The 20,075-nt window shown below is 68.5% G+C and carries 17 protein-coding genes and 1 pseudogene; 12 read left to right on the top strand and 6 right to left on the bottom strand.

What is annotated here, in order from left to right:
• Nucleotides 1-389: 389 nt before the first annotated feature.
• Nucleotides 390-1,316, bottom strand: a complete 927-nt coding sequence (locus tag H4W81_RS01345; protein WP_225958390.1) for a PaaX family transcriptional regulator C-terminal domain-containing protein — start codon at nt 1,314-1,316, stop codon at nt 390-392.
• Nucleotides 1,316-1,969, bottom strand: a complete 654-nt coding sequence (locus H4W81_RS01340) for a GNAT family N-acetyltransferase (protein ID WP_192773107.1) — start codon at nt 1,967-1,969, stop codon at nt 1,316-1,318. The genes H4W81_RS01345 and H4W81_RS01340 overlap by 1 nt, the downstream gene beginning before the upstream one ends.
• A gap of 156 nt (nt 1,970-2,125) precedes the next feature.
• Between H4W81_RS01340 and H4W81_RS01335 the strand changes: the two genes are divergently transcribed.
• Nucleotides 2,126-3,139 (top strand): alpha/beta hydrolase family protein, encoded by a 1,014-nt coding sequence (locus H4W81_RS01335; protein ID WP_420538737.1) that lies wholly within the window; start codon nt 2,126-2,128, stop codon nt 3,137-3,139.
• 56 nt (nt 3,140-3,195) lie between these two features.
• Here H4W81_RS01335 and H4W81_RS01330 read toward each other — a convergent pair whose 3' ends face one another.
• The 3 genes from H4W81_RS01330 to H4W81_RS01320 all read right to left on the bottom strand — a co-directional run bounded on the left by H4W81_RS01330 (nt 3,196) and on the right by H4W81_RS01320 (nt 6,529).
• Complete coding sequence (locus H4W81_RS01330; protein ID WP_192773105.1) at nt 3,196-3,372, bottom strand: hypothetical protein; 177 nt, start codon at nt 3,370-3,372, stop codon at nt 3,196-3,198.
• A 212-nt stretch (nt 3,373-3,584) separates the two neighbouring features.
• On the bottom strand, nt 3,585-5,234 hold the full coding sequence (locus tag H4W81_RS01325; RefSeq protein WP_192780537.1) for a beta-N-acetylhexosaminidase: 1,650 nt from the start codon (nt 5,232-5,234) through the stop codon (nt 3,585-3,587).
• Nucleotides 5,235-5,284: 50 nt separating this feature from the next.
• Nucleotides 5,285-6,529 carry a Gfo/Idh/MocA family protein gene (locus H4W81_RS01320; protein WP_192773104.1) on the bottom strand — a complete coding sequence of 415 codons (1,245 nt, stop codon included), beginning with the start codon at nt 6,527-6,529 and terminating at the stop codon, nt 5,285-5,287.
• 86 nt (nt 6,530-6,615) lie between these two features.
• On the opposite strand from H4W81_RS01320, the gene H4W81_RS01315 reads away from it, so the two are divergent.
• The 7 genes from H4W81_RS01315 (at nt 6,616) to H4W81_RS49115 (ending at nt 14,553) form a co-directional block, all read left to right on the top strand.
• Nucleotides 6,616-7,779, top strand: coding sequence for an ROK family transcriptional regulator (locus tag H4W81_RS01315; protein WP_192773103.1), 1,164 nt, complete (start codon nt 6,616-6,618; stop codon nt 7,777-7,779).
• The gene (locus H4W81_RS01310; protein ID WP_318781451.1) at nt 7,769-8,308 is read left to right on the top strand and encodes a tyrosine-protein phosphatase; all 540 of its coding nucleotides are present in this window, start codon (nt 7,769-7,771) and stop codon (nt 8,306-8,308) included. The genes H4W81_RS01315 and H4W81_RS01310 overlap by 11 nt, the downstream gene beginning before the upstream one ends.
• A gap of 95 nt (nt 8,309-8,403) precedes the next feature.
• The gene (locus H4W81_RS01305; protein WP_192773101.1) at nt 8,404-9,663 is read left to right on the top strand and encodes an ABC transporter substrate-binding protein; all 1,260 of its coding nucleotides are present in this window, start codon (nt 8,404-8,406) and stop codon (nt 9,661-9,663) included.
• A complete protein-coding gene (locus H4W81_RS01300) occupies nt 9,663-10,631 on the top strand; it encodes a carbohydrate ABC transporter permease (RefSeq protein ID WP_225958388.1) in 969 nt (322 codons plus the stop codon). Before H4W81_RS01305 ends, H4W81_RS01300 begins: the two co-directional genes overlap by 1 nt.
• Nucleotides 10,624-11,448 (top strand): carbohydrate ABC transporter permease, encoded by an 825-nt coding sequence (locus H4W81_RS01295; protein ID WP_192773100.1) that lies wholly within the window; start codon nt 10,624-10,626, stop codon nt 11,446-11,448. The genes H4W81_RS01300 and H4W81_RS01295 overlap by 8 nt, the downstream gene beginning before the upstream one ends.
• A 36-nt stretch (nt 11,449-11,484) precedes the next feature.
• On the top strand, nt 11,485-12,657 hold the full coding sequence (locus H4W81_RS01290) for an endonuclease/exonuclease/phosphatase family protein (protein ID WP_192773099.1): 1,173 nt from the start codon (nt 11,485-11,487) through the stop codon (nt 12,655-12,657).
• Between the two features lie 222 nt (nt 12,658-12,879).
• Nucleotides 12,880-14,553 (top strand): bifunctional metallophosphatase/5'-nucleotidase, encoded by a 1,674-nt coding sequence (locus tag H4W81_RS49115; RefSeq protein WP_318781449.1) that lies wholly within the window; start codon nt 12,880-12,882, stop codon nt 14,551-14,553.
• Nucleotides 14,554-14,760: 207 nt separating this feature from the next.
• Here the strand turns inward: H4W81_RS49115 and H4W81_RS01280 are convergent, their stop codons facing one another.
• Nucleotides 14,761-15,222 carry a tyrosine-type recombinase/integrase gene (locus tag H4W81_RS01280; RefSeq protein WP_225958387.1) on the bottom strand — a complete coding sequence of 154 codons (462 nt, stop codon included), beginning with the start codon at nt 15,220-15,222 and terminating at the stop codon, nt 14,761-14,763.
• Between H4W81_RS01280 and H4W81_RS48275 the strand changes: the two genes are divergently transcribed.
• The 4 genes and pseudogenes from H4W81_RS48275 to H4W81_RS01265 form a co-directional block, all read left to right on the top strand.
• Nucleotides 15,221-15,784 (top strand): MFS transporter, encoded by a 564-nt coding sequence (locus H4W81_RS48275; RefSeq protein WP_264083123.1) that lies wholly within the window; start codon nt 15,221-15,223, stop codon nt 15,782-15,784. The two genes, H4W81_RS01280 and H4W81_RS48275, sit on opposite strands and share 2 nt — an antisense overlap.
• Entirely contained in the window at nt 15,681-16,385 is a 705-nt protein-coding gene (locus H4W81_RS48270; protein WP_264083237.1) for an MFS transporter, read from the top strand. The genes H4W81_RS48275 and H4W81_RS48270 overlap by 104 nt, the downstream gene beginning before the upstream one ends.
• A 40-nt stretch (nt 16,386-16,425) precedes the next feature.
• Complete coding sequence (locus tag H4W81_RS01270; protein ID WP_192773096.1) at nt 16,426-19,434, top strand: glycoside hydrolase family 2 TIM barrel-domain containing protein; 3,009 nt, start codon at nt 16,426-16,428, stop codon at nt 19,432-19,434.
• Nucleotides 19,435-19,463: 29 nt separating this feature from the next.
• A pseudogene (locus tag H4W81_RS01265) lies at nt 19,464-19,958 on the top strand (FAD-dependent oxidoreductase); the annotation flags it as partial.
• Nucleotides 19,959-20,075 lie beyond the last annotated feature (117 nt).

Here is a 20,075-nt window from a genome sequence, read left to right as displayed (position 1 = left end):
CCCGGCTCCCGCGATCCGTACGTGAAGTAGGGTAGGCCGCCGACGAGGTGCCAGTTGATCTGGTCCTTTTTCGACGGCCCCCTCCGAACCAGCCGTGCCCGCTTTCCGTGGCAGCTGGCTCTCCAGTGCTCATCGTGGTCTGCGTGTGTAACGCGAGCAATGATCGAAACCTGTGGATCTGCCGGGAAGGGGGGTGCCTTCCCGGATCATCCGTTGATGGTTTCGAGAAAGGCCGACGCGCCAACGTTGCGCCTGAGCGCGCAGGAATGCAAGAACTGACCATCATCGTGGGCGACGCCGCCCCCCCGGCGCGACCGTTCTGCATCTGCAGGATGCGTGGCGCCGGAGGTGGCCAGCGGCTTCTGGTGACCGGCCGGCCGTGTGTCAGGTCAGGCGCTCGGGATCGATGCGAGTAGGTCCTCGTATTGGACGAACAGGCGTGGGACAGGGGTCCCGGTCGTGGCGTGGGTGTCGGCCTCGGTGAGTGCGGTCCAGCAGGCGGCCGTGAGCCGGCGGGCGTGGGCGCCGGGCCAGGGCCGTGGGAGGAGTTCGGGGGGCAGGAGGGGATCTGGTTCCATGGCGTGGGTGAAGGCCGCGGCGAGCTGGATGGCCATGGTCAGCTGCTCGGACCCGGTGAGGGTGTCCGGCTGCGCGAGGCGGTCGAGGCAGACCCGGGCGAATTCGGCGAGGCGGTCGTGGCGGGCGGCGATGTCGTCCAGGGGCCAGAGGGCGGCGGCCAGGGCGGGCGGGTCATCGTGGCCCCCGATGCGCAGGTCGGTGCTGGTGAGGCAGGTGACCGCGTGGGCAACGTCGAGGTGGCGGACCTGGGCTTCGACGAGTTCTTCGATGCGGTTGGCGCTGACGTAGAGGCCGCTCTGGATGGGAGCGGCGCCGAGGTGGCGCAAGGTGTCGCGAAGGGCGTCGCGGGAAGTCCTGCTCGACTCGGGGATGGCGAAGGCGAACAGGTGCCAGACACCGTCCCAGGCTGCGAGCCCCAGGTCTTGGCGGTAGGCGTGGCGGACGTAGGCGACGTTGGGGGTGAGCGAGCCGGTGGCGTCGGCGACCGCCCTCAACAGGGCCTTGCGTCCGCGGCCTTCGTGGCTGAAGCGGCCCTCGGCGACAAGCCGCTTGATGCACAGGCGGACCTGCTGGTCGCTCATGCCGAGAAGGCCGGCGACGGTGTAGAGCTCACCGGCGTCGACGGTGCCGTCTTCGCGGACCAGCGCGTGCACCAGTAGGCGGGTGGGGACGGACGCAGGGGCGGCGCTGCCCGCGTCAGCACGCGTGCCCATCGGGGTGTTCCGGAGGGTGCTCATCAAGCCTCCCTGCGGTTCGTCGAGACGGCCGGCGTGACGGGGAGGTGCATGGTGGTAACGGCGCCGAAGCCCATCAGGTTGCGTAGGTACGGGGTCTTCTCGGTGTGTACGGCGATGAAGCCGTGCCGTTCGTACAGGGCGCGGGCGCGCGGATTGACGTCGATGACGTCCAGGCGGATGCGCCGGCAGGAGTGCTCGGCGGCCACGGCCGCGATCTCGCGCAGCAGGAGGCTGCCGACGCCTTTGCCCCGGTGCTCGGGGGCGACGGCGATGCCGTCCATCACGAGCTCGCCGTCGGCGGGGCGCCGTTCCATCAGGGCGAGGAGGGCCAGGCGGGGCAGGCCGCGCAAGGTCCCGTAGGCGGACAGGACGTCGCCCGCGTCGCCGCCCATCAGGCCGCGTCCGCCGAGCTGGTAGCCGGCCACGCCTGCCACCTCGCCGTCGACGACGGCGGCCACACCCCGGTCGTGGTGGAGATGGGCCGCGAGGAAGGCGTGGGCCTTGTCCGGCGGATTCAGGGCTGCGCCGAGCTTCCGTCCGAACGCCTGCCAGTACAGCGCGGCCACACGTGACTCACTGCCCTCGGGCACGTCCCTGCACACCTCAGGGCCATCCGGATGTCCCGGCCTGGTCCCCGGCTTCGTCGCGTCCATCGGCATTCCTCCTGCGTTGCGGGCCGGCACGCTCGACCATTTGCACTATCCACCGTATTACGCTCATTCTAGATACGAGCGTATCAGTAATGATAGTTAGGGGCGGGTGTGAGTCGAAGGATGGCAACGCGTACCTGGCGCCGCTGGCGCGTCTTGGTGTGGTCGTTGGGCGCTGTGCTGCTGGTGGCCGCGAGTCTCGGCGGTGTCGCGGTCTGGCAGAACACCTACGCGTTGCGGGAGGAGCGCATCACCGTACGCCACGACGGGCGGTTGCTGGACGGCGTCCTCGCGCGGCCGGAGAGCGGCGACGGCCCCTTCGGCCTGGTGGTCTTCGTCCACGGCGACGGGCCCATCGACGCCACGCACGACACCTTCTACCGGCCCCTGTGGGAGTCCTTCGCTAAGGCCGGCTACGCCTCGCTCTCCCTGAGCAAGCCCGGCATCGGCGCCTCCGAGGGAAACTGGCTGGACCAAAGCATGGACGACCGAGCCGACGAGACCCTCGCCGCGATCACCTGGGCACGCACCCGTCCCGACATCGACGGTCGGCGAATCGGTCTGTGGGGAGCCAGTCAGGCAGGGTGGGTGCTGCCCAAGGTCGCAGCCCGCGACCGCGCTGTGCGGTTCGTCGTCGCGGTCTCACCGGCCGTCGACTGGCAACAGCAAGGGCGCTACAACCTCCTCGCCGACCTGCGCAAGAACGGTGCCACCCAGGACGAGAAACAAACAGCGCTGCGACGGCGCGAGGCGAGCCTGCGCATGCTGCGGCAGAACGCGACCTTCGAGGAGTACCGCACCGCCGTCGGCGACACCGACGGCATGACCGCCGAACGCTGGCGGTTCATCGCCAAGAACTACCGCTCCAACGCGAGCGAGGACCTGCGCGCCATGCGCGGCACTCCCACGCTCCTGGTGCTGGCCGGGCACGACATCAACGTCGACGTGTCCGACACCGAGGCCGCCTATCGGCGCATCCTGCCCACTGCCTCCCTGACGGTGCGGCACTACCCCGACGCCACCCACTCGCTGGTCGACAACGCTGTCGAGAACTCCGAGCCGCGCCTGGCTCTCACCGCCGTCTTCGCCCCGCGACGCTTGTACACGCCCGGATTTCTCGCCGACCAGCGCCACTTCGTCGAGCAGATCACCGACCGCAAGACGACCGAGTGACTTGTGGGGTGCCAGAAACCAGTGAAGTGCCGCTAGCCTGGGCTTTTACTTGATTGCTAGGCGGCTCGCCGGTACTCGTAGATCAGCCGCCAGACGATCTTCCCCTCGCCGAACACCTGCCGCTGCCGAGCATGCCCCCACGGAGCCAGCCGCGCCCCGCACCCCGGACACTCCACCAGCCCAGCCTTCAACCGGCGCTCGACCTCCGGCGCATCCTTGCCTACCGTGAGCACAGCGCCTCCGTGCGCCAGTCACGGCCCTCCCGCAGACCCTGCCCAAGGATGTCGGGAGGGCCGTCGCCGATCCCGACATGCTTACGTTGGCGTCGCACACGAACGAGGGACAACCCCCGCCGGGCATCCTTTACCGTTCTCACGCCGAGCGACGCGGACGGCTCTCTACGGCCTCATGAGGAAAGGCGCCGGTACCTGGGGTCACAGGTCGGTCAGGTTCTTGGCCAGCCGTATCGAGCGACGATGTTCGCGGTCCACTCCTGGACTCGCGCGTTGACCTCTGCGAAGTCACGAGCCAGGCCGGGTGCGTCGGGCCGGGTCTGCCACGGGCGAGGCCCGCTCTCGGGTCTGAACTCCACGCCGAGAGCCTCGAGCCGGCGCTCGTGGGATCGCAGGCGTCTGCGAAAGTCGGCGAAGTCGCGTCGTCGCGGCCCCCATACGACCTCGGCGAAGGCCGCCAGCCTCGGGAAGGCCATGTAGTCGAGATGCCGCACGGAGTCGATGTGCTCGGTCCAGATGTTCGCCTGCGCACCGAGGATGTGCCGCGACTCCTCCTCGGTGAGTTCGGACGGCACGGGCTCGAACCCGTAGACGCTTTCAAGACTGATGATGCTGCCTATGGGCACCGGCTCCGCCGGATCGCCGGACTGCCGGAAGTCAAGGTAAACTTCGGTGAACGGGCAGGTCACCACATCGTGCCCGAGCCTGGCGGCGGTGACGGCCCCGAAGGTCCCCCGCCACGACGCCACGGTCGTCCCGCGTGGCAGGCCGCCTTCCAGGATCTCGTCCCAGCCATACGGCCTGCGCCCGCACGCGATGAGGTACTCGGTGAACTGGCGGACGAACCAGCTCTGCAGCTCGTCCTCGTCTCGCAGCCCGAGCTCGCGCATCCGTTCCTTCGCCGCTGGGCTGTCGCGCCACTGTTCCTTCGGAACCTCGTCGCCGCCTATGCAGACGTAGTCGCCGGGGAAGAGTTCCAGCACCTCGTCGAGGACCGCCTTGAAGAAGGCGATGGTGTGGTCCTCGACGTTGAGAACATTGTCGATAACACCCCAGCTGGTGCCGACGGGCAGGGATTCGTCGAGGTTGCCGAGCTCGGGATAGGCGGCGATGGCGGCCTGGGTGTGACCGGGCATGTCGATCTCTGGCACCACCGTGATGAACCGATCTGCGGCGTAGGCGACGATCTCCCGGATGTCGTCCTGGGTGTAGTAACCGCCGTGTGGCCGTCCGTCGTACTTCTCGTGGACCGCTGCGCCCACGTTCGACTCGCGGCGCCACGCGCCGACCTCGGTGAGCCGGGGGAAGCGCTTGATCTCCAGACGCCAGCCCTGGTCGTCGGTGAGATGCAGGTGCAACACGTTCAGTTTGTGCATCGCCAGCAGGTCGATGTAACGCAGCAGATCATTCTTGGGGAGGAACCTCCTCGCGACGTCGATCAGCACCCCGCGCCAGGCGAAGCGGGGCGCGTCGGCGATGGTCACGGCCGGAACGGACCACGGGCCATGCCCGAGCGGTCCGGCGCGGAAGGCCTCGGGGGGGAGTAACTGGCGCAGGGTTTGGGCACCGTAGAAGGCGCCTGCGGGGCCACCCGCTTCGATCCGGACGGCGCCGGAGGTGACCTGGAGACGGTAGGCCTCTTCGGCCAGATCCGCCGCACGGACGAGCTGGATCGTTCCGGGACCGCGCGGACCTGGCAGCAGGGTGAGCCGCATCGCGGGACCGAGCGCGCCCCGCAACCAGCGGACCGCGTGCTCGAACGCCGGGTCGGAGGCGATGACGGTGTCATGTCTGAGGACGAAACAGCCTTCGGCCGTGGTGATCAGGACCGGCCGGGGGATCACGGTGTCGGCGCCGCCCATCGGGTCGCCGATCGGGCTCTCGGCGGGGCTTTCAAAGGGGGATGCGGAGTTCACAGTGCCTGTACCGTCCCGGTCTCGCGAGCGCGCTCGGCGGCCCAGACGAGCAGATGCCCCGCGAGCGCCTCCTGTGGGTCGCACCCGAGCAGCGTCTGGTCTGCTGATGTCACGGCGTGGAGGAAGGCCGCCGTCAGGCCCGCGTCTCCTCCCCCGTGGCCGTCCGCCGCCGACGGCCCCGCTTCGGTTCGCGTGTCGATCCACTCCTCCTTGCCTGTACGGAAGTCCACGATCCGCAGTGTCATGCCGTCCCCTTCGAGATAGCCGTGGGTGCCGAAAAGGCGGGTTTTGCGATGCTCCAGCGGTGTGAACGCCGTCATGGTGAACGATGCGGTGACTCCGCCCTCGAACTCCAGCATCACCACCTGCTGATCCACCACATCGTTGTCGCAGTCGTAGACGCACCGGCCATAGGGGCCGGTCTCCAGCGCATGGAGAACGGCCTCGGCCGTCGGTTCGGCGGTGACGGCGCTGAGAGGCCAGAACTCGGTGTTCGGATCGCCCAGGCAGCCCAGGTATAAGCGGGTGGCCGAGTAGGGACAGTCGGCCTCGACGGCGCATCCGGTGCACCGCTCGCCTGCGCCCTCTGGGCGGTTCTCCGGCCGGAAGTGGAGCAGGCCTCCGAAGGAGGCTACGCGAACCGGCTGCAGGCCGATCACGTGCAGCAGCCAGTCCATGTCGTGACAGGACTTGGTCAGCAGCATGGGTGCTGAGGTGTCGGCCCGTCGCCAGTCTCCACGCACGAACGAATGCGCCTGGTGCCACCAGCCGACCGGCTCGAGATGCTCGACACTCGCCAGGTCGCCGATCCTGCCCTGCTCGATCACGGCCTTCAACGCCAGGGTGTAGGGCGTATAACGGAGAACATGTCCCACGGCGAAGACGACCGAATGGCGCTGGACAGCCGCGACGATCCGCCGGGCGTCGGTCTCCGTCGGCGCCATCGGCTTTTCCACCAGAATGTGGTAACCCAACTCCGCGAAAGCCACCGCGGGGTCGACGTGCAGGTGGTCCTGGGTCGCGATCACGACGGCGTCGGCGAGCCTGCCGACTCCGGCCAGGTCAGCCCAGTCATGGAAGACGTCTTCGGAGGCGAGGCCGAACTCGGCGGCGAATCTTCGCCTGCGTCCCAGGTCAGGTTCGGCGATGGCCACGATCCGACCACGTCCGCTCCTCACCGCTTCCCTGGCGTAGATGAGTCCCCGCATCCCCGCACCGATCACAGCAAGGCTCACAGTCATTGTCTCGCATCTCCGACATGTCAAGGTCACTAATAATGGAGTGCATTATTAGTAGTGCCATGGCGAAGGAGTCAAGAGGTGATGGAATGGAAAGCGCCGGGGGCGACCTCCAGAGGCTGCGCCAGTTGAATTCGCTCGCCAGCCTGCACGCGCTACGCGGTTCGCCGCCGCTCACGCTCGCGGAACTCGCGCGGCGCACCGGCCTGTCGCGGGCCTCGATCAACGAGGTGATAGCGGATCTGATGGGCCGGGGGTGGGTGACCGAGGTGCCGCCGGCTCCCGGTGTCATGGGCCGGCCGGCGCGCAGATACCGATTCCGGTCAGATGCCGGATACGTGCTCGGCCTGGACATCGGCGTGCACAAGGTGCTCGCGGCCATCACGGACCTGAACGGTGAGGTGATCGCCAGCGGCCGGACCGCCGTGGGAGCGGAGACCCCCCGGCAGGAACGGCTGGCCGCCGTGGACCGGGCGATTGCGGCGTGCCTGGCCATGTCGAACGTGCCGGTGGCGGACATCTGGGCGGTCGCGGCGGGCACCGTCGGCGTGGTGGATAGGCAGGGCCGGGTGACCACGGTCTACTCGATTCCCGACTGGGCGGGGGTAGACCTGGCAGGGCACCTGCGCAAGACGTTCGGGCAACTGGTGCTCGTCGCCAACGACAGCAAGCTCGCCGCCCTGGCCGAGCAGAGGCGCGGAGAGGCGCGCGACGTGCGCGACCTCGTCTACCTGCACGCGGGGCGCAGACCCGGCGCCGCGCTGATCGTCGACGGCAAGCTCCACCTGGGCTTCAGCGGCGCGTCTGGTGAGGTCGGCCTGCTGGAGGCGGTGCGCTGGCTGCACATGGCAGAGCACCTCGAACGATGTCCCGGGTTCACGGGTCATCCGCCGGACCAGATCGCGGGCCTGGTCTTCGAGGCGGCTCGTGCGGGTGACCCCGCGGCGCTCGACGCCGTCGGGCGGTACGTGGCCGATCTCGCGGTCGGAGCGGCGGCACTGATCCTCTCCCTCGACCCGGAACTGGTCGTCCTGGGCGGCGGTTTCTCCCGCTCAGGTGACGTCCTGCTCCAGCCACTGCGACAGGCGTTGGAGCCGTTGTGCCTGCGCATGCCCGAGATCCGGCTGTCGACCCTCGGCGAGGACAGCGTGGTGCTCGGGGCCGCCTGCCTGGCCATCGACCACGTGAACCGGCTCCTGCTCTCGGCCGACGACCCCCTGCTCGCTCTCAGCTCTCCTGAAGGTGTCAGGTGAGGCGACCGCTGCCGTGGCCAGGCTGCCGCAACGCCCGCGACCTCGGAGACCTGCCAGGTATCCGGGAGCGCGCGCTGATCCGGTCGGAGGGTCACGAGCAGCTGACGGTGGCATGGGGGCCGACCTCGCCGAGATCTATCGAGTGATCCTCGACGACTTCGCCCCACATGTCGCCTCGGCCGTTGTGGCGATCGCCCAGGCCCCGCCGGGCGGGGTGGTCCTCCACTGTCACTCCGGACGCGATCGCACGGGCATCGTCACGGCTCTCGCCCTGACGCTCGCCGGGGTGCCCCGCGCACTCGTCGCCGAGGACTACGCCCTCAGTGCTGCCCATCTCGGGCTCGAGGAGGACGCGGACGACATGGCTCGTGCCCATTTCGAGCAGACCCGTCCAGAGACGATGCTGGCCACGCTGGATCACCTGGACAGCCGGTACGGCGGCGCACTGCCGTACCTCCTCGATCACGGGATGCGGGAAGCCGACGTGCCGGCACTCAGAGGACGAGTTTGCACGGATCTATTGACGTAAAGACCACGATCTCCATACTTACGTAGCAGACCATCGAAAGTCGATGGCATCGCCGCCCTACGGCGACAGGTGCGTACACCCCCCTGGAGGTCCCCATGGCCCGACGTTTGTCGTGCCTGATCACCGGCGCCATGGTCGCCGCCACCGTGCTCAGCGGTTGCGGCGGAGATGATGCCGGCGGCGACGGTCCCATCGAACTTTCCTACGGCATCTGGGACATCGAGCAGCAGCCCGCGCTGGAGCAGGCGGCGACCGCGTTCAGCAAGAACAACCCCAACATCAAGATCAAGATTCAGGCCACCGGCTGGGATGAGTACTGGGCCAAGCTCAAGGCGGCGGCGACCGGTGGTGCTGCGCCCGACGTCTTCTGGATGAACGGGCCGAACTTCAAGCTGTACGCCTCCAACGGGATGCTGATGCCGCTGGCCGACAGGATCGCGGCCGAGAAGGTGGACCTGTCGGTGTACCCGAAGTCCTTGGTGGATCTCTACACCTACGAGGGCAAGTCCTTCGGGTTGCCGAAGGACTTTGACACGATCGGCCTCTGGTACAACAAGAAGCTCTTCGACGCGGCCGGCCTGAAATATCCGGACGAGTCGTGGACCTGGGACGACCTGCGGGCCGCGGCGAAGAAGCTGACGGCGGCGGACAAGAGCGTCCACGGGATCGCGGCGGAGCTCAACAACCAGGCCACCTTCTACAACACCATCGCCCAGGCCGGCGGCTACGCCCTGTCTCCGGACGGCACCAAGTCCGGCTACGACCAGCCCGCCACCATCGAGGGGCTGAAGCTCTGGACCGACCTCATCAAGGACGGCCTGTCTCCGACCCAGCAGCAGATGACCGACAGCAAGCCCGTCGAGATGTTCGAGTCCGGCAAGGTCGCGATGTACTACTCGGGCAGCTGGTACGCGGGCCGGTTCAACAAGAACACGGCCACCAAGGACACGGTCGACGTGGCCCCGCTGCCGGGCGGCAAGATCAGGGCGGTCGTCACCCACGGCGGCGCCAACGTGGTGTTCGCCAAGTCGAAGCATGCGGACGCAGCGTGGAAGTTCGTCCGCTTTCTCGGCTCCAAAGAGGCCGCCGACATCATCGGCCGCTCCGGTGCTGTCATTCCCGCCCACGCCGGAACGCAGCAGGCGTGGATCGACTCGGCACCACAGTTCAACCTGAAGATCTTCATCGACCAGCTCTCGATCTCCTTCCCTTACCCCAGTTCCAAGAACACCGCCGGGTGGATGGATGAGGAGCCGAAGCACCTGTCCAAGGCCTGGGCCGGCGAGGTCACCGTCGAGGAGGCCGCCAAGGCCCTCGCGGCGACGATGAACGCCTCGCTCGCCCAGGAAAAGTGATGACGGCACCCGCGTCGGTCAAGGCGCCGCCGAGCCGGAGGGCTTCCACCTCCGGCTCGGAGGGCCCGCCGAGCCGGCGGGCGTTCACCGTACGCCGCCGCAGCGAGGCCCGCTGGGGCCTGGTCATGATTGCCCCTCTGGGTCTGGGCCTCCTGCTCTTCTACCTGTGGCCGATCGCGCAGACGTTCTACTTCGGGTTCACCAAGTGGGGGCCGTTCGGTGGCAGCGAGTGGACGGGCCTGGCCAACTACGAGCGTCTCCTCGCGGACGCGGAGGTCTGGACCGCCCTGCGCAACAGCCTTGTCTACACCGCTCTGGTGCTCCTGGGCGTCCCCGTCGCCATCATGTTCGCGGCCCTGCTCAACCAGAGCAGGCTGCGTGGCCGCGGGATCTTCCGGACGCTGTACTTCCTGCCAGTGGTCACCATGCCGAGTGCGATCGCGATGCTCTGGCAGTACCTGTACAACGGCGACTTCGGCGTGCTGAACCAGTTACTCGCCCTGGTCGGCGTCGACGGCCCGTCGTGGATGTCCGATCCCCGCACCGCCCCCTACGCCCTCGCCGTAATCGGGGTGTGGATGGCCTTCGGGTACAACCTCGTGATCCTGATGGCAGGGCTGCAGAACGTGCCCAAGCAGCTCTACGAGGCCTCCGCCATCGACGGGGCGGGCCCGGTCCGCCAGTTCCTCTCCATCACCGTGCCCATGCTCAGCCCGACCATCTTCTTCGTCTCCGTCATTTCGGTGATCGGCACGTTGCAGATGTTCGATCTGGTCTATCTGATGATGCCGCCGGGCAGCCCGGCGCTGCCGGCCGCCCAGACGATCGTTCACCTCTTCTACTCCACGTCCTTCGTGAAGAACGACCCGGGGTACGGCGCGGCGATCGCCTTCCTCCTGTTCGTGGTCATCGCGTTACTGACCGCGGTGCAGTTCCGGATCCAGCGCAGATGGGTTCACTATGCATAGCCGCCGGTGGGTGCTGGCCGCCTCCTACACCGTCCTCGTCATGGGTGTCCTCGTCGTCGTCGGCCCCTTCGTCTGGCAGGCCCTGACCTCGGTCAAGTCCTTCCAGGACTCGGTCCGCATCCCGCCGACGGTGCTGCCGTCCCCGTGGGACTGGTCGGGCTACGCCAAGGTCTTCGAGTTGATGCCGCTCGGCCATCAGTTCGTCAACACCGTGCTGATGGCGGGCGGGCGCACCATCGCCCAGCTGATCTTCTGCTCGCTGGCGGCCTTCGCCTTCGCCCGCCTGGAGTTTCCCGGACGCCGGTTCTTCTTCGGGCTGTTCCTCGTGGTGCTGATGGTGCCGTCGCAGCTGTTCGTCATTCCCCAGTTCCTCATCATGCAGAAGCTGGGCTGGCTCAACACGATCCAGGCTCTGATCGTGCCGGGCATGTTCAGCGCGTTCGGCACATTCCTGCTCCGCCAGTTCTTCGCCGGCCTGCCCCGGGAGCTGGACGAGGCGGCCGAGCTGGACGGGTGCGGACCGCTACAGAGGTACTGGCGCATCCTGCTGCCGCTGAGCAAACCAGGGCTGATCGCGCTCGCCGTGCTCACCCTGCTGTGGTCGTGGAACGACCTCATGTGGCCGCTCATCGTCAACACCGATCCCGAGATGATGCCCCTCTCGGCAGGCCTGGCAGCGCTCAGCGGTCAGCACAACATCGAGTACCCCGCCCTCATGGCAGGTTCGCTGATGGCCACGGCGCCGGTGATCGTCATCTTCGCGATCCTGCAGAAACAGATCATCGAGGGTATCGCCAACACCGGCGGCAAAGCCTGATCAACGGTCTCCCTACCCCCCGAAGGGCGATGCGCGATGTCAAAAACCCCCCGATTAATCGTATTCATCGCTATTTCCCTCTTATCGGTGCTGGTCGTGCAGCCCGCACCGGCCCGCGCCGCCGTACCGGTCAAACCGAAGGTCATGCAGTTCAACCTGGCCGGTGGAGAGTGGTGGAAGGGCACCAAGAGTCCTGTCGTCAACTCGATCGCCGCCACCGCGCGGCAGGTCCAACCCGATGTGATCACGCTTAACGAGGTCTGTCGCGACCAGTACGAAGCCCTGCGGGACATGCTGAAGCCCATTGACGGCAACGGCTGGCGGATCAGCGGATGGGACTTCCACGCCGAGGCCGACAGCCTGAAGTACACCCGCTGCCTGGGCCTCAAGGGGACGAGTGAGCCCTGCTACGCCGCCGGCACCTGCCACCTGGCGGTCGGGTCGGCCATCCTGACGCGCCTGGGCGCGAGCAACCGGAAGGTGTGGGACCTGCCGAGATTCATCCGCAGCGACGGCGCCGAGTACAAGATGCTCTGCGTGAAGACCTGGTTGCCGGTCGAACAGTCACCGGCGCGAAACCAGTACTCCCAGGTCTGCGTCACGCATCTGGATCCCATCGGCGGAGTCGTGGACCCGGCCAGGATGGTGGACGGCTGGACCTCGTTCTGCCTGCCGAAGACCGCGACCTGGCCCGGGGAGGACATCCGGCACTGCCAGGCGAGCGTGATCCGCGCCCGGCTCGAAGAGAACATGATGATCCCGGACGCCAACGGACACTATGCCCCCCTTCTGGTCGCAGGGGACCTGAATCAGAGACTCGACGAAGTGGCCTTCACCTCCTACCCGCAGGTCCAGCAGCGTGCCGCGCAGGTCACCCCCAGCCGCCGCTATTTCGGATTCTCCGATTTCCAGCTGCCCGGAACGGTTCCCCTGAAGTTCCACTACCGGGAGGCGGGGATGGCCGCCAACCCGTGGACCTTCTGCAGCGTCCCCGGCGTTCCCACGAACGCCCTACCGCCGGTCGACGTCTCCTGTCAGTCCGACTACACGCCGGTGAAACTCGACCACGTCGTGTACCAGACCGAGTACTGGCACTCCCCCTCGGCCCAGGCGACGACCATGTACCGCACCCCCGGCGACAGTTCCTCCGGCCTGCTTTCCGATCACAGGCGCTACGACGCCCAGCTGACCTGGCAGTCGTTCCCGTAGCGGACCCATCAGTTTCTCCAGCATTCACACATTCAGCCGTCACTCGTATCTAGGCCGTCCCTGACGACTGATCAGATGGCGTGCTCCCCCCAATAAGTCACATCAGGAGAATACGTGCACCCCCTCTTCCCTCGCAGGATCGCATTGACAGCAGTGCTGGCCGTCTCGGCATTAACCGCGGCCCAGCCGGGTACGGCTCAGGCTCAACCGCACGAGCTTCCAGTGGACGTCCAGCTACTGTCCATCACCGACTTCCACGGCTACATCCGACCGCACAACACCACGTCCGACGGCACGGTCAAGGACGCTCAGGGAAACAGCATCGTGGTCGGTGGAGCACCGTACATCGCCACCCATCTGCGGAACCTGCGCTCCGGCCACCAGAACTCCATCACCTTCACCACCGGCGACGACTTCAGCGGCTGGCCCAGCGAGGTCTCCTTCCACGCCGAGGAGCCGACCGTCGAGTTCCTCAACGGCATCGGCGTGGAATTCACCGCGGCCGGCAACCACGAATTCGACCTCTCAGCTGACTTCGTCCAGAACCACATCGGCAAGGGGCACTGTTTCGGCCAGATCGACGTCGACAGCTGTTTCACCGACTCCACCGGCCGTCGTTTCCGCGGCGCCGTCTACACCATCTCCTCCGCCAACGTCACCCTCAAGGGCTCGACCAAGCCGCTGCTGCCGCCGTACGTCATCAAGCACGTCAAGTCGGGCGGCAGACAGATCCCCGTGGGCTTCATCAACCTGACCACGCCCACCACTGTCACCGGCACGACCTCCTACCAGCCGGCACTGGACAACCTGCCTCTGGTGGAGACCGCGAACAAATACGTCGCCGAACTCAAGCGCCGCGGCGTGGAGGCGATCGTGGCCAACGTGCACGAGGGCGGAACCGCCGGAGACATCTACGACCGGTGCACCAACCCGACGGGGCCGATCTTCGACTTCGCCAGGCAGGTCTCACCGGAGATCGACGCGATCGTCTCCGGGCACTGGCACGCTCTGTTCAACTGCACCGTGCCGGACCCTGACGGCAACCTCCGCCCGGTGGTGGAGGCTGCCAACCACGGTCGGCTGATCAACGAGATCAACCTGCGGATCGACCCGCGCACCCGCGACGTCATCCGTTCGGCCACCACCTCGGTGAACCACCCGGTCACCCGCGACGTGCCCCCCGACCCCGCGATGGTGAAGCTCGTCGACCACTGGGTGGCGAAGGGCGCACAGACCTTCGCCCGGCCGGTCAGCACGATCACCGGTGACCTCACCCGGGTCCGCGACGCCGACGGTGAGAGCACACTGGGCAACGTCATCGCCGACGCGCAGCTCGCGGACTCCCAGCGGACTCCCGGCGGCGTCGCCGATCTCGCGGTCGTCGCCGTCGCGCCGCAGAAGGGCTCGACTTCCCTGCGCGGCGACCTGCTCCACGCGAAGGGCGCCAATCCAGCCGACAGCGACGGCATCGTGCTGTACGGCGAAGCCCGCGCGGCCTTTGGGTATGCCAATCCCGTGCTCACCGTGTCGGTCACCGGCGCCCAACTGGACCAGGCACTGGAACAGCAGTGGCAGATCCAGCCCAACGGCACGGTACGCTTCGGCCCGCTGGCCGTCTCCGGGAACGTCCGCTACTCCTACGACGCATCCCGGCCGGTCGGTGACCGGGTGAACCCCGCAGACGTCCTGATCGGCGACCAGCCCCTGGACACTGGGCGGAGCTACCGGGTCGCAGGTCTCGCCTACACCCTGACCGGGGCCGACGGCTTCAGCGCGTTCACCGGCTTCACCGACGCCGTACGCGGCAACCGTGACTACGAGGCATTCCGCGAGTATCTCGTGCGCAGCGCCACGGTGACACCGCCCCCGCTGGACCGCGCCACGGCGCTTAAGTAATTCACACCACAAGAGTCCCCAGATCATCGACCTGGGGACTCTTGTTTCAGGGGCCCCGTACGGGCACGCGATACCAGCCGGTCGGCAGGTACGGCCCGCTCGAAGCTGTGACGGCTGGGTGCTCAGTTGGCCGGTCGGCAGGCCGTGAAGTCGGCGCAGAGGGCTGGCGAGCAGGATCAGGCCAGGTGTACGACACGATGACGGTGCTCATTTGAAACGGCTCTGGCGCGATCGGCGTGATTGATCGTCGTCGACGTCCAGCGCGCACAGCTCGCTCACCCTGACGCCCGTCGCGTACAGGAGCTCCATGACCGCCTGATCCTGCAGTTCCTTGGGCTCGCTCGACTGCGGCGGCACGTCGAGCACGGCCTGCGCCTGCTTCTGATCGAGTACGGCGGGCAGCGATCGCGCCGCCTTCGCGCTACCCAAGAGCAGCCCGGGATCGTCGGGCAACCATCCGCGCCGGTGTGCGAAGGCCGTGAACGTACGCACGCAGGCCGTACGCCGTGCCAATGTCGCGCGTGACAGGCCCGCGGCGTGCTGCCCGGCCAGCCACTCGCGCAGCGCCGCCGTATCGAGCCCGGCCATCCCCAGGTCCAGGAGCGCGAGCAAGGAGGTCGTCGGAGAGGTACGCCCGGACGGTGTGGGGCGACAGGTGCCGGCGAACATGTCGATCTACCTCGTCTGGGGCGCGGTGCCGTCGGTCCTCCTGGCGCTGCAGGTGCAGCGATCGCTGGGCGAGGAGGACAAGGCGGCGAACCTGGCCGTCATCACGACGGTCGGCGCCCTCGTCTCGGTGATCACCCAGCCCATGGCCGGCGCCATCTCCGATTGCACGCGCAGCCGGTACGGCAGGCGCGCGCCCTGGCTGGTCCTCGGCGGCCTCGTCGGCGGCCTCTCCCTGATAGGCATGGCGCTGGGCAGCACGCTGGCCCACTTCGTGATCGCCTGGGTGTGCGTCCAGATCGGCTTCAACCTCGCGCAGGGTCCGCTCAGCGCTGTGATGCCGGACCGGGTGCCGCGCTCGGTCCGCGGCACGTTCGCCGCGGCGCTGGGCGTCGGCGGGATGCTTGGTTCGCTGGGCGGCCAGATCTACGCCGCGTCCCGAGAACATCCCGCTGGCCTACATGCTGCTCGCCGGAGTCGGGATCGTCGGCCTCACCCTCTTCGCCGTCTTCAATCCCGACCGGTCGAGCGCGGACGCCTCGGCGGAGCGGCTCTCGCCGCGTGACCTCCTGCGAGCGTTCTGGGTCAGTCCGGCCAAGCACCCGGACTTCGCCTGGGCCTTCGGCAGCCGGTTGTCGCTGTACCTGGGCTACAACATCGTCGTCGCCTACAAGCTGTACATCCTGCAGGACTACGTCGGGCTCGGCGCGGACGCCGTCGCGCTGCTGCCGCTCATGGGCGCTGTCGCGCTCGGCGGCCTGCTGCTGACCACCGTGCTCGGGGGGCGGCTCTCCGACCGCCTCGGCCGCCGGAAGATCTTCGTGCTCGTCTCCGCGGTGATCGTGGGCGGGGCGCTGCTCATCCCGCTCGCCCTGCCGACCGTCACCGGAATCCTCCTGATGGCCGGCGTGGCGGGTCTGGGCTTCGGCTGCTTCCAGGCCGTGGACACCGCGCTGATCTCGGAGGTGCTGCCCTCTAAGACCTCGTACGCCAAGGACCTGGGCATCGTCAACATGGCGCAGGCGCTGCCGCAGGTGCCTCCGACGGGGAACAGCGCCGCGTACCCGACTGGCGCCCGCAATCGCCGGGATGATCGTCGTCACCTCGGGCCGGTGTTCGGCGTCCTGGGCGGCCTCGCCGTACTGCGGGTCAAGGCCGTGCGCTGATGCCGGCCCCCGCAGCCACAGCATCGTCCGGAGTGAGTGAATGAACCTTTGGAACAGCCCCGAGCTGATCGCTGTGGCACGCGAGCGCATCGGCGCGGTGCCGCGCCGGGAGCGGGTCGACCTCGGCGGCGAGTGGGATTTCGAGCTGCTCGGCCATCCGGACGAGGCGCCCTCCGGCCGGTGGCGGCCGGTCACGGTGCCGGGCGCGTGGACGATGCAGCGGGTGGGCGACCTCCCGCACTACACGAACGTCCAGATGCCGTTTCGTCAGTACCCGCCCTCGACGCCGGCGCGCAACCCCACAGGCGTCCACCGCCGGGTGTTCCAGGCGGATCCGGGATGGGCCGGCCGCCGGGTGGTGCTGCATGTCGGCGCGGCGGAGAGCGTCCTGGTGGTACGGCTCAACGGACGCGACGTCGGCGTGAGCAAGGACAGCAGGCTGGCCGCCGAGTTCGACGTGACCGACCACCTCCGTCCTGGGGACAACGAACTCGTCCTCACCGTGGTGAAGTGGTCGGACGCGAGCTTCATCGAGGACCAGGACCAGTGGTGGCACGCGGGCCTCACGGGCGAGGTGTACCTGTATGCCACACCCGTGACGTACCTGGCCGACGTGCACGTCGTGGCGGACTATGACCCCGGCACGGGGGACGGCACGCTCACCGTCACCGCCGAGCTCGACAGCCGCGATCCCGCGACCGAGGCCACCTGGCGGGTGCGGGTGCGCGCGCTGGGCGTGGCCGCGGAAGAGAGCATCGCCATGCGACGGCACCGCGCGCTGCCCTCCGAGGGAACGCAGATCCCGCCGGAACTCGCCGAGGTCGACCTCTTCGGCCTCTACAGCGGGCGCGCCGCGGGCGTGCCGATCCCCGCTCCGGTGGCGGCGGCCGGCGAGATGATCGCCGCCGCCATGTTCCCCGCCCCGGCCAGGCGAGCCACCGTGACCATCCCTGGCCCGGGGGTGGCGTCGTGGAACGCCGAGCGGCCCGTTCTGCACGACGTCGTGATCGAGCTGTTGCACGACGACGGCACCGTGGCGGACGCAGCCATGGTGCGCGTGGGATTCCGCCGGGTCGAGACAGCGGGACGGGATCTGCTCGTCAACGGCCGGCGCGTGTGGATCCACGGCGTCAACCGGCACGACTTCGACCCCCGCACCGGCCGGACGCAGACCCGGGAGGAGATCGCGGCGGAGCTGGCACTGCTCAAGCGCTTCAACGTGAACGCCATCCGCACCTCCCACTATCCCGCCCATCCCGAGCTGCTCGACATCGCCGACGAGTACGGCTTCTACGTCGTGGACGAGGCGAACATCGAGGGGCACGCCTACGCCTCGACGCTGTGCCGGGATCCCCGCTACCTGGGCGCCTTCGCCGACCGGGTCTCACGCATGGTGCTGCGCGACCGCAACCACCCCAGCGTCATCGCCTGGTCCCTCGGCAACGAGACAGGCAGCGGGCCCAACCACGACGCCGTGGCGGCGTGGGCGCGCGCGTTCGACCCCACCCGGCCGGTGCACTACGAGGGCGCCATCTCGGGAGACTGGTACGGCGGGCGCAGCCAGACCGACATCGTATGCCCGATGTATCCGACCGTCGACGCGCTGCGCGCGTACGGGTCCGACCCGCGGGCGGACCGACCGCTGATCATGTCCGAGTACCAGCACGCGATGGGCAACTCCAACGGCTCTCTCGACGAGTACTGGGAGGTGATCCGCTCGACGCCGGGCTTGCAGGGCGGGTTCGTGTGGGAGTTGCGGGACCACGGCCTCGATCCCGACGGCGACGGGCGCTACCGGTACGGCGGGGACTTCGGCGACCAGCCCAACGACGGCAACTTCTGCCTCGACGGCCTGCTCTTTCCCGACGGCACCCCCCATCCGGCGATGTTCGAGCTCCGGCACGTCTTCGCCCCACTGCGGATCACCGGTACGGGGGCCGGAGCGCGTAAAGGCCTGGTCGAGGTGCGGAACGAGCGATCGTTCGCCACTCTCGACGATCTCCGGCTCGCCGCGCGGGTCGTGACCGCCGCCGGGGCGGGGCCCGCGGTGGAGGTCCCCCTCCCCCCGCTGGCCCCGGGCGGCGGTGCCCGCGTCGAGCTCCCCGGAGCGCTGGCGGTCGGGGATCCGGACGTGCTGGCCGTACGCTTCGAGGTCAGCACCGCCGACAACGAGCCGTGGGCGCCCGCCGGAACGACGCTGAGCGTGCAGCAGGTGGTGGTGTCGGAGCCGTGGACGCGTCCGCGTCCGCCAGGCCCCGCGGGCGACGATCGGGCGGACGTCGAGCTCGACGACGAGGGCCTGCTGGCACACCCGTTGCTGTCCGCCGGGCCGCGCCTGGCCTTCTGGCGCGCCATGACCGACAACGACCGGTCCCGGTTCGTGCGCGGGCGCCTTGCGGCCACCGGCCTGGACGACGTGCGCCGCGAACTCGTGGACGTCGATGGCGGGCGCGGCCGGGTGGCGGTCCGGGCCCGGTACGTCTCGGCGACCGGTCACGTCGTCGAGCACGAGCAGACCGTCACCGTCGAACCCGGCGGGAGACTGAGGGTCGACGAGCGGGTCGTCGTCCCGGCCGCGCTGACCGACATCCCGCGGGTGGGTGTGCAGATGGCCACCGTTCCCGGGTTCACCGAGGTGGCCTGGGTGGGCGACGGACCGCACGAGTGCTACCCCGACCGGCGTTCCTCGGCGCTGACCGGCCGCTGGTCGGCGAGGGTGGCGGAGCTGGCCGTGCCGTACATCAGGCCTCAGGAGAACGGCGGGCGCACCGGCGTGGTGCATGTCGAGCTGAGACGGGACGACGGCGCAGTCGTCGTGCTGGACGCGGACCGGCCGATGCAGCTCAACGTGGCGCACGTGACCACGGCCGATCTCGCCGCGGCCACGCACGTGTGGCGGCTCAGGCAGCGGCAGGAGACCATCGTGCACCTCGACGTCGCGCACCGAGGACTGGGCACGGCCTCGGTCGGACCGGATCTGCCCAGCCGTTACCGCGTCGGTCCAGGCTCGTATTCCTGGACGTGGTGGCTGGGCACGGCGACGGGTTGACGGCAACGAGCGGGAGAACGGAGACACACATGGACGCTGACGTCATCGTCGTCGGAGGCGGGCTATCCGGCCTCGTCGCGGCCGACGAGCTGGTCCGGGAGGGGAGACGGGTGGTGCTGGTCGACCAGGAGAGCGAGGCGAACCTCGGCGGCCAGGCCTACTGGTCCTTCGGCGGCCTGTTCCTGGTGAACAGCCCCGAGCAGCGCCGCCTGGGGGTGCGCGACTCGTTCGGCCTGGCCTGGCAGGACTGGCGGGCAAGCGCCGGGTGGGATCGGCTGGACGGCGAGCTGCCCGAAGACGAGTGGGCCGAGCGCTGGGCCAGGGCATACGTGGAGTTCGCGGCCGAGGAGAAACGGGCCTGGCTCGTCGAGCGCGGCGTCCGGTTCACGCCGGTCGTCGGCTGGGCCGAGCGGGGCTCGGGGACCGCGGGCGGCCACGGCAACTCCGTGCCGCGGTTCCACATCGCCTGGGGCACCGGCACCGGCGTCAGCGAGCCGTTCGCGGACCGCGTGCGCGCAGCGCTTCACTCTCCGTGAATAATCTGTCACAGGAGTGACGAGTCCGGAGGCCTGAGCTGCGACTCGGCGTCACTCTCCCGACCAGGGTTTCTGCCGTCCGAGCCTTGGATCTGTGTGACGTAG

Source organism: Nonomuraea africana, from assembly GCF_014873535.1.
In the GTDB taxonomy this organism is placed as follows: Bacteria; Actinomycetota; Actinomycetes; order Streptosporangiales; family Streptosporangiaceae; genus Nonomuraea; species Nonomuraea africana.
The sequence above is the reverse complement of the archived record's forward strand: the minus strand, read 5'-3'. Positions and strand labels throughout refer to the sequence as shown.

Bases quoted from the DNA above. Each gene is read 5' to 3' on its own strand.
- H4W81_RS01345 (WP_225958390.1), bottom strand. From the start codon at position 1,316: ATGAGCACCCTCCGGAACACCCCGATGGGCACGCGTGCTGACGCGGGC.
- H4W81_RS01340 (WP_192773107.1), bottom strand. From the start codon at position 1,969: ATGGACGCGACGAAGCCGGGGACCAGGCCGGGACATCCGGATGGCCCT.
- H4W81_RS01325 (WP_192780537.1), bottom strand. From the start codon at position 5,234: ATGGGCGGCGCCGACACCGTGATCCCCCGGCCGGTCCTGATCACCACG.
- H4W81_RS01320 (WP_192773104.1), bottom strand. From the start codon at position 6,529: ATGACTGTGAGCCTTGCTGTGATCGGTGCGGGGATGCGGGGACTCATC.
- H4W81_RS01315 (WP_192773103.1), top strand. From the start codon at position 6,616: ATGGAAAGCGCCGGGGGCGACCTCCAGAGGCTGCGCCAGTTGAATTCG.
- H4W81_RS01305 (WP_192773101.1), top strand. From the start codon at position 8,404: ATGGCCCGACGTTTGTCGTGCCTGATCACCGGCGCCATGGTCGCCGCC.
- H4W81_RS01300 (WP_225958388.1), top strand. From the start codon at position 9,663: ATGACGGCACCCGCGTCGGTCAAGGCGCCGCCGAGCCGGAGGGCTTCC.
- H4W81_RS01295 (WP_192773100.1), top strand. From the start codon at position 10,624: ATGCATAGCCGCCGGTGGGTGCTGGCCGCCTCCTACACCGTCCTCGTC.
- H4W81_RS01290 (WP_192773099.1), top strand. From the start codon at position 11,485: ATGTCAAAAACCCCCCGATTAATCGTATTCATCGCTATTTCCCTCTTA.
- H4W81_RS48275 (WP_264083123.1), top strand. From the start codon at position 15,221: ATGTCGATCTACCTCGTCTGGGGCGCGGTGCCGTCGGTCCTCCTGGCG.
- H4W81_RS01280 (WP_225958387.1), bottom strand. From the start codon at position 15,222: ATGTTCGCCGGCACCTGTCGCCCCACACCGTCCGGGCGTACCTCTCCG.
- H4W81_RS48270 (WP_264083237.1), top strand. From the start codon at position 15,681: ATGCTGCTCGCCGGAGTCGGGATCGTCGGCCTCACCCTCTTCGCCGTC.
- H4W81_RS01270 (WP_192773096.1), top strand. From the start codon at position 16,426: ATGAACCTTTGGAACAGCCCCGAGCTGATCGCTGTGGCACGCGAGCGC.